Annotated in this window: 14 protein-coding genes and 1 tRNA gene; 6 read left to right on the top strand and 9 right to left on the bottom strand. The window is 39.3% G+C overall.

Annotation, left to right across the window (positions count from 1 at the left end; translation table 11 throughout):
- Positions 1-30: 30 nt before the first annotated feature.
- Positions 31-825 (top strand): MIP/aquaporin family protein, encoded by a 795-nt coding sequence (locus HMPREF9096_RS08095; RefSeq protein WP_009499676.1) that lies wholly within the window; start codon positions 31-33, stop codon positions 823-825.
- Positions 826-845: 20 nt separating this feature from the next.
- Positions 846-2,357 carry a glycerol kinase GlpK gene (gene glpK, locus HMPREF9096_RS08100; protein ID WP_009499675.1) on the top strand — a complete coding sequence of 504 codons (1,512 nt, stop codon included), beginning with the start codon at positions 846-848 and terminating at the stop codon, positions 2,355-2,357.
- Between the two features lie 82 nt (positions 2,358-2,439).
- Here glpK and gpt read toward each other — a convergent pair whose 3' ends face one another.
- A complete protein-coding gene (gene gpt, locus HMPREF9096_RS08105; protein WP_005632242.1) occupies positions 2,440-2,907 on the bottom strand; it encodes a xanthine phosphoribosyltransferase in 468 nt (155 codons plus the stop codon).
- 106 nt (positions 2,908-3,013) lie between these two features.
- Here gpt and HMPREF9096_RS08110 point away from each other — a divergent pair, with 106 nt between their 5' ends.
- Positions 3,014-4,468, top strand: a complete 1,455-nt coding sequence (locus HMPREF9096_RS08110; RefSeq protein WP_009499673.1) for an aminoacyl-histidine dipeptidase — start codon at positions 3,014-3,016, stop codon at positions 4,466-4,468.
- A gap of 98 nt (positions 4,469-4,566) precedes the next feature.
- On the opposite strand, the gene HMPREF9096_RS0108645 is transcribed toward HMPREF9096_RS08110, so the two are convergent.
- A tRNA-Sec gene (locus HMPREF9096_RS0108645) sits at positions 4,567-4,661 on the bottom strand.
- 70 nt (positions 4,662-4,731) lie between these two features.
- Here HMPREF9096_RS0108645 and selA point away from each other — a divergent pair.
- From selA to HMPREF9096_RS08125, 3 genes are read left to right on the top strand one after another with little or no spacing between them, the layout of a single operon-like run.
- Positions 4,732-6,117 (top strand): L-seryl-tRNA(Sec) selenium transferase, encoded by a 1,386-nt coding sequence (selA, locus tag HMPREF9096_RS08115; protein WP_009499672.1) that lies wholly within the window; start codon positions 4,732-4,734, stop codon positions 6,115-6,117.
- Entirely contained in the window at positions 6,114-7,973 is a 1,860-nt protein-coding gene (gene selB / locus HMPREF9096_RS08120; protein WP_009499671.1) for a selenocysteine-specific translation elongation factor, read from the top strand. The genes selA and selB overlap by 4 nt, the downstream gene beginning before the upstream one ends.
- Before the next feature lie 18 nt (positions 7,974-7,991).
- Positions 7,992-8,855 (top strand): RsiV family protein, encoded by an 864-nt coding sequence (locus HMPREF9096_RS08125; RefSeq protein WP_009499670.1) that lies wholly within the window; start codon positions 7,992-7,994, stop codon positions 8,853-8,855.
- A gap of 43 nt (positions 8,856-8,898) precedes the next feature.
- On the opposite strand, the gene HMPREF9096_RS08130 is transcribed toward HMPREF9096_RS08125, so the two are convergent.
- From HMPREF9096_RS08130 to atpE, 7 genes are read right to left on the bottom strand one after another with little or no spacing between them, the layout of a single operon-like run.
- The gene (locus tag HMPREF9096_RS08130) at positions 8,899-9,327 is read right to left on the bottom strand and encodes a F0F1 ATP synthase subunit epsilon (RefSeq protein ID WP_009499669.1); all 429 of its coding nucleotides are present in this window, start codon (positions 9,325-9,327) and stop codon (positions 8,899-8,901) included.
- Positions 9,328-9,357: 30 nt separating this feature from the next.
- Positions 9,358-10,731, bottom strand: coding sequence for a F0F1 ATP synthase subunit beta (gene atpD, locus HMPREF9096_RS08135; RefSeq protein ID WP_005629235.1), 1,374 nt, complete (start codon positions 10,729-10,731; stop codon positions 9,358-9,360).
- Between the two features lie 16 nt (positions 10,732-10,747).
- Positions 10,748-11,617 carry a F0F1 ATP synthase subunit gamma gene (gene atpG, locus HMPREF9096_RS08140; protein ID WP_005632226.1) on the bottom strand — a complete coding sequence of 290 codons (870 nt, stop codon included), beginning with the start codon at positions 11,615-11,617 and terminating at the stop codon, positions 10,748-10,750.
- Positions 11,618-11,632: 15 nt separating this feature from the next.
- A complete protein-coding gene (atpA, locus tag HMPREF9096_RS08145; protein WP_005629241.1) occupies positions 11,633-13,174 on the bottom strand; it encodes a F0F1 ATP synthase subunit alpha in 1,542 nt (513 codons plus the stop codon).
- A gap of 12 nt (positions 13,175-13,186) precedes the next feature.
- Complete coding sequence (gene atpH / locus HMPREF9096_RS08150) at positions 13,187-13,720, bottom strand: F0F1 ATP synthase subunit delta (protein ID WP_009499668.1); 534 nt, start codon at positions 13,718-13,720, stop codon at positions 13,187-13,189.
- Positions 13,721-13,732: 12 nt separating this feature from the next.
- A complete protein-coding gene (gene atpF, locus HMPREF9096_RS08155; protein WP_009499667.1) occupies positions 13,733-14,203 on the bottom strand; it encodes a F0F1 ATP synthase subunit B in 471 nt (156 codons plus the stop codon).
- A 38-nt stretch (positions 14,204-14,241) separates the two neighbouring features.
- The gene (gene atpE / locus HMPREF9096_RS08160; RefSeq protein ID WP_005632219.1) at positions 14,242-14,496 is read right to left on the bottom strand and encodes a F0F1 ATP synthase subunit C; all 255 of its coding nucleotides are present in this window, start codon (positions 14,494-14,496) and stop codon (positions 14,242-14,244) included.
- Positions 14,497-14,516 lie beyond the last annotated feature (20 nt).

Genomic DNA, 14,516 nt, shown 5'->3' with positions numbered 1-14,516 from the left:
CATTTCAACCGCATTTCTAAGGAGTGATCTATGGATAAATCATTAAAAGCGAACTGTATTGGCGAGTTTTTAGGTACAGCCTTATTGATTTTCTTTGGTGTGGGCTGCGTTGCAGCACTAAAAGTAGCAGGCGCTAGTTTTGGCTTGTGGGAAATCAGCATTATGTGGGGAATGGGCGTTGCACTTGCAGTATATGCAACAGCCGGTTTATCTGGCGCACATTTAAACCCAGCAGTAACCATTGCCCTTTGGAAATTTGCTTGCTTTGACGGCAAAAAAGTAATTCCTTACATCATTTCACAAATGCTAGGCGCATTCTTTGCTGCAGCATTAGTTTATGCCTTATACCGTAATGTTTTTATCGATTATGAAACAGCCCACAACATTGTTCGTGGTACACAAGAAAGTTTAAGCCTTGCGGGTACATTCTCCACTTATCCTCATCCAAGTTTAAGCATTGGTGGAGCCTTTGCTGTGGAATTTGTGATTACTGCGATTCTTATGGCATTAATTATGGCATTAACTGACGATGGAAACGGTGTACCTCGTGGTCCACTTGCCCCATTATTAATTGGTGTATTAATCGCAGTTCTTGGTGGTGCTATGGGCCCTTTAACAGGTTTTGCCATGAATCCAGCACGTGACTTCGGACCAAAATTCTTTGCTTATCTCGCTGGCTGGGGCGAACTCGCTCTAACTGGCGGACGAGAAATTCCTTATTTTATCGTTCCAATGGTTGCACCTGTTTTAGGCGCATTAGCTGGTGCATGGTTATACAAAAAAGCAATTGGCGGCAATTTACCTTGTAATTGCGGCTGCGAATAATTATTTGAAGGAGTAATACTATGACAGACAAAAAATATATCATTGCATTAGACCAAGGCACAACAAGCTCTCGCGCAGTATTATTAGATCATAATGCGAATGTGGTTGAAATTGCACAACGTGAATTTACCCAAATCTACCCTAGAGCCGGCTGGGTAGAACATAACCCAATGGAAATTTGGGCAACTCAAAGCTCAACCTTAAACGAAGTCGTTGCCAAAGCAGGCATTACATCTGATGAAATTGCCGCTATCGGTATCACCAACCAACGTGAAACCACCATTGTATGGGAAAAAGCTACTGGTACGCCTGTTTACAACGCAATCGTATGGCAATGTCGCCGTACAGCAGACATTACTGATAAATTAAAAGCCGATGGTCATGAAGAATACATTCGTAATACCACTGGCTTAGTGGTTGACCCTTACTTCTCTGGTACAAAAGTAAAATGGATTTTGGATAACGTTGAAGGTGCTAGAGAAAAAGCAGAACGAGGCGAATTATTATTTGGTACCGTTGATACTTGGCTTGTCTGGAAACTGACTCAAGGCCGAGTGCACGTAACCGATTACACCAATGCATCTCGTACCATGTTATTCAACATTCATACCAAACAATGGGACGACAAGATGCTTGAAATCTTGAATATTCCACGTTCAATGTTACCTGAAGTACGCAACTCTTCTGAAATTTACGGCCAAACCAATATCGGTGGTAAAGGCGGTGTTCGTATTCCTGTTGCGGGGATTGCAGGTGACCAACAAGCCGCTCTTTACGGACATCTTTGCGTACATGCGGGCCAAGCCAAAAACACTTACGGCACAGGTTGCTTTATGTTGCTCCACACAGGTAACAAAGCCATTACATCCCAAAATGGACTTCTCACAACCATTGCTTGTAATGCAAAAGGCGAACCAGAATATGCCTTAGAAGGTTCTGTATTTATCGCTGGTGCATCAATCCAATGGCTCCGTGATGAACTCAAAATTGTTCACGATAGTTTTGACTCTGAATACTTCGCGCAAAAAGTGACTGATAGTAATGGCGTATATGTTGTTCCTGCTTTCACGGGCTTAGGTGCACCATATTGGGATCCATATGCGCGCGGTGCGATTTTTGGCCTTTCTCGCGGTGCAAACCGTAATCATATTGTTCGAGCCACCTTAGAATCTATTGCTTACCAAACCCGCGATGTCTTAGAGGCTATGCAATCAGATTCTGGTGAACGCTTACAATATCTCCGTGTGGATGGTGGCGCGACAAACAATAACTTCTTAATGCAATTCCAAGCTGATATTTTAGATGTAAATGTTGAGCGCCCAGTTGTGAAAGAAGTAACCGCTCTAGGTGCCGCTTATCTTGCTGGTTTAGCAACGGGCTTCTGGAAAGATTTAGACGAGCTTCGCGATAAAGCCCGTGTAGAACGCACCTTTAGTCCAGACAGCGACAATGAAAAACGCGAACGTCGCTACAAAGGCTGGAAAAAAGCAGTTAAACGCTCATTAGAATGGGCAAAAGAAGATGAAGAATAATTTATAAATTAATTCTCATACAAAAGAGCGGTCAAAACTTCTTTTATTTTGACCGCTCTTTTATTCTGTATCTGTATAAAAATTATTTTCTAGATAGAGGTGGAACAAAGGTTAAACCTAAATCCCAAGGTTGCTCAATCCAAGTATTTTGTGGAATATCAATCACATAATCATCTACTAATTCTGCACCTGCAGGTTTTGCAAATACCGTCACAAATTTTGCATTAGGGTACATTTGACGAATCGCACGCGCTGTATTACCCGTATCAACTAAATCATCTACCACGATAAACCCTTCACCACCATTTGGTACTTGAGCTGCATGAAGAACTTGTAATTCACCTTGATTGTTATGATCGTGATAACTTGCGATACAAACAGTCTCAATATGGCGAAGACCTAACTCACGAGCCAAAACAGCCGCTGGAAATAAACCACCACGACTTACCGCAATAATACCTTTCCATTGAGAAGCCGGAAGTAAACGTTCAGATAATTTACGGGCATGCATTTGGAACATATCCCAAGTCACCACATATTTTTCGCTCATAATTGCACCTTAGAAATTTATCGATAAATAAAAATTGCGTAAGGATAACCCGAAATGGCGTTTTATGCTATTATTTCATGAAATTTTTCAGTAAAAAGGAGTGACTATGTCTGAAATTACAACACTTAAACCAGCATTACTGTGGAAATGGTTCGATCAAATCTGTGCAATCCCTCACCCTTCTCATCATGAAGATGCGTTAGCTAACTTTATTGTAAATTGGGCGAAAGAAAATCATTTTTTTGTTGAACGCGATGAAGTGGGGAATGTCCTCATTCGTAAACCCGCAACAAAAGGAATGGAAAATCATACACCTGTTGTTCTACAAGCGCACTTAGATATGGTGCCACAGGCTAATGAAGGCAACTCACATGATTTTACCAAAGATCCGATTCAACCTTATATTGACGGGGAATGGGTGAAAGCACGAGGTACAACGTTAGGATCTGACAATGGTATCGGTTTAGCCTCTACTTTAGCGGTGTTAGAAAGCAATGATTTAGCTCATCCACCTCTTGAAGTGCTTTTAACAATGACAGAAGAAACGGGAATGGATGGCGCAAAAGGCTTACGTCATAACTGGTTACAATCTGAGATTTTAATCAATACAGATACCGAAGAAATTGGCGAAATTTACATTGGTTGTGCGGGTGGCATTAACGCAAACTTTGAAATTCCAGTTCAATATGAAACTAATACGTTTGAGCACTGCGCACAAATTACCCTTAAAGGTTTACGTGGCGGTCACTCTGGTGGCGATATCCATACAGGGCGTGCTAATGCAATCAAAGTGTTAGCTCGAGTATTAGCAAAACTCTCTCAAAATGAACCGCACTTTGCTCTCTCTGAAATTCGTGGTGGCTCAATTCGTAATGCAATTCCTCGAGAAGCTGTAGCCGTATTAGCCTTTAATGGTGATGTAAAAGCCATAGAAAGCGCGGTAGAAAATCTAGCGGTTGTTCTTAAAGAAGAATTAGCAATTGCAGAACCTAATTTCACACTTTTTGTAGAATCAGCAGAAAAAGCCCCTGCCGTATTCACCGCACAAAGTACTCAAACAGTAATTAACGCACTCAACGTATTGCCAAACGGCGTAATCCGCAATAGTGATGTAGTTAAAAATGTTGTAGAAAGCTCATTAAGCGTTGGCGTATTGAAAACAGAAGGTAATGTTGTAAAAAGCACCATTTTAGTTCGCTCATTAATTGAAAGCGGTAAATATTACGTGACTGAAATGCTCAGCTCACTTGCAATCTTAGCAAATGCAAAAGTTGAGTTTTCTGCGCCTTATCCAGGCTGGCAACCTGTAAATGACTCAACTATCTTAGACGTTACTCGCAAACATTATGCTGAAGTGCTAGGCGATCAACCTGTAGTGAAAGTCATTCACGCAGGATTAGAATGTGGGCTTTTAAAAGAACATTATCCACACATAGAAATGATTTCTATCGGGCCAACAATCCGAAATGCTCACTCACCAGATGAGAAAGTGGAAATTGCAACGGTACAAACCTATTGGGATTTATTGACAAAAGTATTAGCCGACATTCCGGCAAAATAATCGAGTATTAATCGAAAAGAGCGGTCAAAATTAAAAACGGTTTTGACCGCTCTTATTTTTATAGACAATAGAAATGATAAAAATGAAATATATAGAATTGGCGGAGGGGAATGGGAGTCGAACCCACCCAAGAACGCTGGCGTCCTCAACAGGATTTGAAATCCTGCCACCTCACCGGAGATGACGCCCCTCCGTGGTTGAAATTGCAGTTACTTTAGCGTAAATTAATCGGCAATTCAACGTTATTTTAAACGGATTCAAAAATGACCGCACTTTTTCAACAACTTCCTTCCGTTGACAAAATTCTCAAAACACCTCAAGGCTTACAACTTATTACCGAATTTGGTCACACAGCAGTCGTGGCAATGTGTCGAGAATTATTAACGCAAGCTCGTCAATTTATTCAAAAAAATAATCAACTTCCTGAATATTTTTCTAATTTTGACCGCATTTTTGTAGAAATTCATTCTCGCCTACAAAAACAAAATCAAGTACAAATCAAAGCGGTGCATAATCTGACTGGTACGGTGTTGCACACAAATCTTGGGCGGGCACTTTGGTCTGAAGCAGCACAACAGGCAGCGCTCTCTGCGATGCAGAAAAATGTTTCGCTTGAATATGATTTAGATGAAGGTAAGCGTAGTCATCGCGATAATTACATCAGCGAATTATTATGCAAACTCACAGGTACGGAAGAGGCCTGTATAGTGAATAACAATGCTGCTGCGGTATTGTTAATGTTAGCGACCTTTGCTCAAGGTAAAGAAGTAATTATTTCTCGTGGCGAATTAATTGAAATTGGCGGTGCATTTCGTATTCCAGATATAATGGAACAAGCTGGATGCCATTTAGTGGAAGTGGGCACCACTAATCGTACTCACCTGAAAGATTATCGTAATGCTATCACTGAAAATACGGCTTTTTTAATGAAAGTGCATAGTAGCAATTATCAAATTTGTGGTTTTACCTCTTCAGTTTCAGAAGAAGAACTTGCGGAACTAGGCCGAGAAATGAATGTGCCCGTAGTAACGGATTTAGGCAGCGGCGCATTAATTGATTTAAGCCAATATGGCTTGCCAAAAGAACCTACCGTGCAAGAAAAAATTGCACAAGGTGTAGATTTGGTCTCTTTCTCTGGCGATAAATTACTTGGTGGGGTGCAAGCAGGCATTATCGTGGGTAAAAAAGAATGGATCAAACAATTACAAGCACATCCTCTCAAGCGTGCATTACGTTGCGATAAAGTCATTTTAGCAGGCTTAGAAGCCACTTTACGTTTATATTTAAATCCTGAAAAATTAACTGAAAAGTTACCAACTTTGCGCTTACTCACGCAATCATTAGAACAACTCAAAATAAATGCTATGCGTCTAAAAGAGCGGTTAGAATCTCGCTTAAATTCACAATTTGAGATTCAAATTGAAGCTAGCCAAGCACAAATCGGTAGTGGCTCACAACCGATGGAAAAAATCCCTTCCATAGCTGTTACGATTGCAGAAAAAACAAACGTAAAACTTTCCGCACTTTCAGCTCGCCTTAAACAACTTTCTCAACCTATTATTGGGCGAATGGAAAACGGAAAAATTTGGCTAGATTTACGTAGCCTCGCAGATATTGAAACATTATTAAATACATTGGATGAACTATGATTATTGTTACTTCAGGTCACGTTGATCACGGCAAAACAGCATTATTAAAAGCATTAACTGGCACAAGTACCGCGCATTTACCAGAAGAAAAAAAACGCGGAATGACCATTGATTTGGGGTATGCCTATCTGCCGTTAGAAAACAAAGTGCTTGGTTTTATTGATGTACCGGGGCACGAGAAATTCTTGTCAAATATGCTAGCGGGCTTAGGTGGTGTGCATTATGCAATGCTAATTGTCGCTGCGGATGAAGGCGTTGCAGCGCAAACGAAAGAACATTTAGCGATATTACGCCAGCTTCAATTCCACGAAATTATTGTTGTCATCACAAAAGCAGATCGTACAAATTCAGAGCAAATAGAATCGTTAATCCAAACAATTAAACAAGATTACAGTTTTTTACGCGATGTAAACTACTTTGTTACCTCAGCAGAAACGGGACAAGGAATTAATGAATTACGTCATTACTTAGCTAATCTACCTGAATTAGCTGATACTCAAAAACCATTCCGCTACGCAATAGATCGAGTATTTAGTGTAAAAGGTGCGGGTACCGTCGTGACAGGCACAGCCTTTTCAGGAACAGTGAAAGTAAATGATGAACTTTACCTTTCCACAGGACAGAAAGTTCGTGTAAAAGCGATTCACGCACAAAATACATCAAGCGAACAAGGTATTGCGGGGCAACGTTTAGCGTTAAATTTAAATGCTGATTTAGACCGCACACCAATGAAACGAGGTGATTGGTTATTGCAGGATGAACCTCTTCCACCAACAGATCGCATCAGTATACAAATTTTGGCTGAAGTACCATTAAATGAAAGCCAACCTGTGCATATTTATCACGGAGCAAGTCGTACTACGGGTAAGCTCACCTTATTACAGGGAAAAAATGCCGCTAAAAATGACCGCACTTTGGCTGAAATCATATTAGATTCACCATTATTCTTGGCTTTTGGAGACAAACTTATTTTACGCAGTGGCGATACAAAAACCTTAATTGCTGGCGCACGAGTGTTGGAAATTAACTCGCCAAAACGTCATAAACGTACTGAAGTGCGGTTAAATTTCCTAGCGAATTTAGCATTGGCAGAGAATGCTTCGCAACGCATTGCGCTTACCCTTCTACATAATGCGACAACAGCACGCCAATTAATGTGGACGGAACAACTGACTTCCTTGCAATTAGATAAAGCACTCGCCGAGCGGGATGCCGTACGCTATCAAGATTGGTGTTTTAATACTAATTACGAACAAGAAAAAACGCAGCAAATTTTAACCGCACTTGATACTTATCACGAGCAACATAATGATCAACTTGGTGTAAGCAAAGCCAGATTATATCGAATGGCAACATTGAATCAGCCAGAAAATCTGATTCATCATTTTATCGATGAAATGCTTGATGATGGCCGATTACAACAAACGCGTGGCTGGATTCATCTACCAACGCATAAAATTCAGTTTAATACTGAAGAAAAATCACGTTGGACAGATGTATTAAACGAGTTTGAAAAAGCAAACGGTCAAGCAATTTGGGTGCGCGATATGGCAAATGCGCTCGCTATTGATGAATCAATTATGCGTAATTTTATGTATAAAGCGGGGAAACTTGGTTACCTCACGCCAATCGTAAAAGATAGATTTTTCTTAACTGAAACCATCTATGCTTATGCAAGACTTATTAAACAAATCGCAGAAGAACAAGGTAAAGTATCCGTAAATGAAGTACGTGATAAATTGAATTTCGGGCGCAAACTTACCGTTCAACTGATGGAATATTTTGACCGAATGGGATTTTTACGTCGCAAAGGCAATGACCATACTCTACGCGATAAGAATGTTTTTGATTTATGATTTAAAAAGGAAAAGAGTATGAAAAAAACGCTCATTGCTGCATTAATTAGTTCTGTCATATTACTCACAGGCTGCCAAGATAAAGATGCTGAAGAAAAAATAAAACAACTAAATCAAACAGTAGCACAACTCAGTACTGAAAATACCAAATTAAAAGAGAAAATAGAAAAAACAGTCCCAGCAATTTTTGTGGAAAATGATGAAATATTTAATCAATCTGAAATTATTAAACATCCTAAATCGAAAGAAGATTACCAGCCTGAAGAAACCAAAATTGAGTATTCAATTTCAACAATAAAAACCAATATTGATTGGCTTAATGATCTATTGTGGAAAAAATTGACTGAAAACGAAGAAATGAAAAATATTTCTCGTGAACAATTTGTAGCACGTTATCAAACAGCTTTTGAGGAAGACAAAAAAGAAGTAAAAGAAACACCATCTTTTGGTATTTCTCATTCTATGTGGACAGATTTTGTTGGGCAAAAAGAAAAACTTGCAACCTTTGTTATTAGTTTTTATGACTATGAAGGTGGTGCTCATGGGATAGAAGGTAATCGCTATTTCACGATTGATCTAACTACACGCCATATTTTAACATTAAATGATTTATTTAATGAAAAAGATTTACCGAAAGTAAAAACGCTTTTATGGGAGCAATATAATAATAGCAATAAGGAATATGAACCTGTTATTGGAGCCGATAATTTTAATTTATCGAACAATATTTACTTAGATTCAAGAGGTGTACATTTTATTTATGATGTCTATGAAATAGCCCCCTACGCAGCAGGAGAGCAGGATTTGTTGCTCTATTTTGGGCAACTAGAAGAATTATTTAGACCTGAATTTAAGCGAAATAACTATGTAAAATTTCTTTAAGGAAATAAACAAAAAGTGCGGTGAAAATTCACCGCACTTTTTATTACCGTCTTGTTTTCAAGAGTTTTTCAGTCAACTCGTAAGCTCGAAGTTTTGCTAACTCTTTAGAAAGTTTCGCAACCAGTAAATCATGATCTACATCTGATGCATGAGATACAATGTTCTCTTCAGCTTTACGTTTTGCTTCGCGAATACGATCAGCATCTAATTCACTACCACGGATAGCAACATCTGCTAGTACCGTAACAACATTTGGTTGAACCTCTAAAAAACCACCGGAAACATAGATAACTTCTTCATTTCCATCTTGAAGGGTAAATTTAACAATCCCTGGCTTAATTGCCGTTAGCAATGGTGTGTGTCCAGGGAGAATACCTAATTCCCCCTCAACACCTGTTGCTTGGATTTGTTTTACTTCACCTTCAAAGATTTTTCGCTCTGCGCTTACTATTGTTAAATTAAATGTCGCCATTTTTGTTCTCCTTCAAATGACTTGAAGTGATTACATATTTTTGGCTTTTTCTAGCGCTTCGTCGATTGAACCTACCATATAGAACGCTTGTTCTGGGATATGGTCGTAATCACCGCTTAAAATACCTTTAAAGCCGCGAATGGTTTCTTTTAATGGAACATATTTACCCGGAGTACCGTTAAATACTTCAGCAACGAAGAACGGTTGTGATAAGAAACGTTCAATTTTACGTGCACGTGCTACCACTAATTTATCTTCTTCAGATAATTCGTCCATACCAAGAATTGCGATAATATCTTTCAATTCTTTATAACGTTGTAAAATACCTTGTACACCACGAGCAATATCATAATGCTCTTGACCAACAACAAGCGGGTCTAACTGACGCGAAGTTGAATCTAATGGGTCAACCGCTGGGTAGATACCTAAAGATGCAATTTGACGACTTAATACAACTGTTGAGTCTAAGTGTGCGAAAGTTGTTGCTGGAGATGGGTCAGTTAAGTCATCCGCAGGTACATATACCGCTTGTACAGAGGTAATAGAACCTGTTTTGGTTGATGTAATACGTTCTTGTAATACACCCATTTCTTCTGCTAATGTTGGTTGGTAACCTACCGCAGATGGCATACGGCCTAATAACGCAGATACTTCCGTACCAGCAAGGGTATAACGATAGATATTATCCACAAAGAATAATACATCACGACCTTCATCACGGAATTTTTCTGCCATGGTTAAACCAGTTAACGCAACACGTAAACGGTTACCTGGTGGCTCATTCATCTGACCATAAACCAAAGATACTTTATCTAATACGTTAGAATCTTTCATTTCATGATAGAAGTCGTTACCTTCACGAGTACGTTCACCTACACCCGCAAATACAGAGTAACCTGAGTGCTCAATCGCGATGTTACGGATTAATTCCATCATATTTACGGTTTTACCTACACCTGCACCACCGAATAAACCAACTTTACCACCTTTAGCAAATGGACAAATTAAGTCGATAACTTTGATACCAGTTTCTAATAATTCCGTACTGTTTGATTGTTCTTCATAGCTTGGTGCAGAACGGTGGATAGCCCAACGCTCTTCTTCACCGATTGGACCTTGTTCGTCAATTGGTTCACCCAATACATTCATAATACGACCAAGGGTTTTTGTGCCTACCGGTACTTGAATCGGATCATTCGTGTTTTCTACTTTTAAACCACGTTTTAAACCGTCAGAAGCACCTAATGCGATACAACGTACCACACCGCCACCTAATTGTTGTTGCACCTCAAGTGTTAAACCTGATTCAACTTTTAATGCATCGTAAACTTTTGGCACTGCATCTTGTGGAAATTCAACGTCAATCACCGCACCGATGATTTGTACAATTTTTCCTGCTGACATTACCGTTCCTCTTTTCTTAAATCGCTGCCGCACCGGCTACGATTTCATTCAATTCATTTGTGATACTTGCTTGACGAGCTTTGTTATACACCAACCGCAGATCATTAATTAAATTACCTGCATTATCAGTTGCTGCTTTCATTGCTACCATTCGAGCCGCTTGTTCTGAAGCTAAATTATCTACAACCGCTTGATAAATTTGGGATTCTAAATAACGAACTAAAAGACTATCTAATAGTACTTTTGGTTCTGGTTCATAAAGATAATCCCAAGTCTGTTGTCTTTCATTTAAATGATCGTCTTTAGATTCTGGTAAAGGAACTAATTGTTGTACAACAGGTTTTTGCGACATCGTATTAACAAATTTATTGTATGCAATATAAACTGCATCAATTTCACCATTACGATAAGCATCAAACATTGTATTTGCGACACCAATTAATTCTTCTAGAGCGGGCGTATCGCCTAAACCAGAAAGTTGACCTTTGATATTAAATCCAAAGGAACGGAAAAAACTAATCCCTTTTGAACCTATTAGGCCCAAATCTGTAGAGATATTTTGTTCTTTCCAATTTTTGATTTGGTTAAGTGTGGTTTTGAATAAATTAACATTTAATCCACCACACATACCACGATCTGTTGAAATAACCAAGATACCGATTTTCTTCACTTCACGCTCAACTAAGAACGGATGTTTATAACCGACACTTGCTTTAGACACATGACTAATAACGTTACGGATAGTTTCAGAATACGGACGAGATGCAGCCATACGATCCTGCGTTTTACGCATTTTCGATGTCGCCACCATTTCCATTGCCTTAGTAATTTTTTGTGTACTTTGTACACTGGCAATTTTGGTTTTTATCTCTTTTGCACCTGCCATCTTATCTCTCCGTTACTACCAAGCACTATTCGCTTTAAAACTATCTAAAATACCTTTTAATGTATCTTTGATTTCGTCATTATAGTTACCGGTTTTAGTAAGCTCTTGCATAAACTCTGCGTGATTACGGTTAGAATAATCTAAAAGTGCGGTCTCAAAACTTGCAATTTTTGATAATTCCACGTCATCCAAATAACCAAATTCAACAGCAAACAATACAACCGCTTGTTCTGCAACAGATAATGGAGCAAATTGTTTTTGTTTTAATAATTCAGTTACTTTTTCACCGTGAGAAAGTTGCTTACGAGTCGCATCATCAAGATCTGATGCAAACTGTGCAAACGCTGCTAATTCACGATATTGAGCTAGCGCGGTACGAATACCACCCGCTAATTTCTTAATAACTTTAGTTTGCGCTGAACCACCAACACGAGATACCGAAATACCTGGGTTTACCGCAGGACGAATACCTGAGTTAAACAAGTTAGATTCTAAGAAGATCTGACCGTCGGTAATAGAAATTACGTTGGTTGGAACAAACGCAGATACGTCACCAGCTTGGGTTTCAATAATAGGAAGTGCGGTTAAAGAACCTGTTTTTCCTTTCACTTCACCTTTAGTGAATTTTTCTACGTAATCTTCGTTTACACGAGAAGCACGTTCTAGTAAACGAGAATGTAAATAGAACACATCACCTGGATAGGCTTCACGACCTGGTGGACGACGTAATAATAATGAAATTTGACGATAAGCTACGGCTTGTTTTGATAAATCATCATAAACAATTAACGCATCTTCACCTCGATCACGGAAATATTCACCCATCGCGCAACCAGCATAAGGTGCTAAATATTGTAACGCTGCTGATTCAGATGCAGATGCGGCTACCACGATAGTATTTGCTAGCGCACCATGTTCTTCTAATTTGCGCACGACGTTTGCGATAGTAGAGGCTTTTTGACCAATCGCAACATAGATACATTTAATACCAGAATTACGTTGGTTAATAATAGCGTCAATTGCTAACGCAGTTTTACCTGTTTGACGGTCACCAATGATTAATTCACGTTGACCACGGCCGATTGGCACCATTGAGTCAACAGCTTTATAACCGGTTTGAACAGGTTGATCAACAGAACGACGATCGATAACGCCTGGTGCAATCACTTCTACTGGTGAGAAACCATCATTTTCAATTTCGCCTTTACCATCGATTGGTTGACCAAGCGTATTAACTACACGACCTAATAAACCGCGACCAACTGGTACTTCAAGAATACGACCTGTACATTGAACTTCCATACCTTCCGCTAAATCTGCGTAAGGTCCCATAACTACAGCACCAACAGAATCACGTTCAAGGTTAAGTGCCATCGCATAACGATTACCTGGTAAGGCGATCATTTCACCTTGCATCACATCGCTTAAACCGTGGATGCGAATAATACCATCGCTTACAGAAACAATTGTCCCTGTATTACGCGCTTCACTGACCACGTCGAATTGAGCGATGCGTTTTTTAATCAATTCACTAATTTCAGTCGAATTTAGTTGCATCTTGTATTCCTCTTATAATTGCAACTCGTTTGCGAGACGAGTAAGTTGCCCACGGCTACTTCCGTCAATCACAAAATCTTCAGTACGAACAATCACACCAGCAATAAGTGCGTTATCCACGTTGCAATTTAATTTCACTTTGCGAGCTAATCTTTTTTCCATTGCAGCTGCAATTTTTTCGATTTGTGTTGCATTCAATGGTTGCGCAGATGTTACTTCAACTTCTGCTATAGCTTGGTGCTCCTCTACGTGATGTTTAAATTCTTCAAACACCGCAGAAATAGCACTCAAACGCTTATTTTCAGCCATTAACCGAATAAGATTTTGCCCATATTGATCCAATTGTTCGCCACAAATAGAAATTACTGTATCAGCTAATTTCTGTGCAGAAAGAGAACTACTTAAGTAAGCTTTTACCGTTTCATCTTCAGCTACGGCTGCAGCAAAACCTAACATTTCAGTCCATTTTTCGACCGCACTTTGTTCAATGGCAAAGTCGAATGCAGCTTTTGCATAAGGGCGAGCTATTGTAGTTAATTCTGACATAAGCTAAGCCTCTTATAACTCTGCAACTAATTTATCAATAATGTCACTGTTTGCCGCTTCATCAATAGAACGACCCACAATTTTCTCAGCACCAGCCACTGCCAATGAAGCCACTTTAAGACGTAATTCTTCTTGAACACGTTTACGTTCTGCTTCTACTTCTGCATAACCTTGAGCAATAATTTTTGCTTTTAGTTCTTCTGCTTCTGCTTTCACTTCGTCTAATACTTCATTGCGACGTTTATTCGCTGCATCTAAAATGTCTTGAGCTTGTACTTTTGCAGCTGAAAGTTCTTGTTCAACAAGATTTTTCGTATCTGCTTGCTCTTTTTTAGCTGCTTCAGCTGACGCTAAAGCGTTCGCAATTTGGCTTTGACGTGTTTCAATCGCATTAATAATTGGTGGCCAAACAAATTTCACACAGAACCATACAAAAATAATAAAGGCGATGGTTTGACCAATTAATGTTGCATTAATATTCACAACATACCTCCTTCGTTAATTAGGAAATTTGTTGTTTATTAACCTAATAATGCAGCAAATGGATTTGCGAATGCGAAATATAAACCGATACCTACCGCGATCATCGCAATCGCATCAAGAAGACCTGCAACAATAAACATCTTAGTAAGTAGTGAATTAGCTAATTCAGGCTGACGAGCGGCAGACTCAAGGTATTTACCGCCAAGAAGACCAAAGCCAATCGCAGTACCTAACGCAGCAAAAGCAAGCATAATCGCAGAAGCAATGATTGTTGCACTAATTACAGTTTCCATAAATTTTCTCCGTTGTTGAG

Source organism: Haemophilus sp. oral taxon 851 str. F0397 (genome assembly GCF_000242295.1).
Lineage (GTDB): Bacteria > Pseudomonadota > Gammaproteobacteria > Enterobacterales > Pasteurellaceae > Haemophilus.
This window is presented reverse-complemented; position numbering and strand designations above follow the sequence as displayed.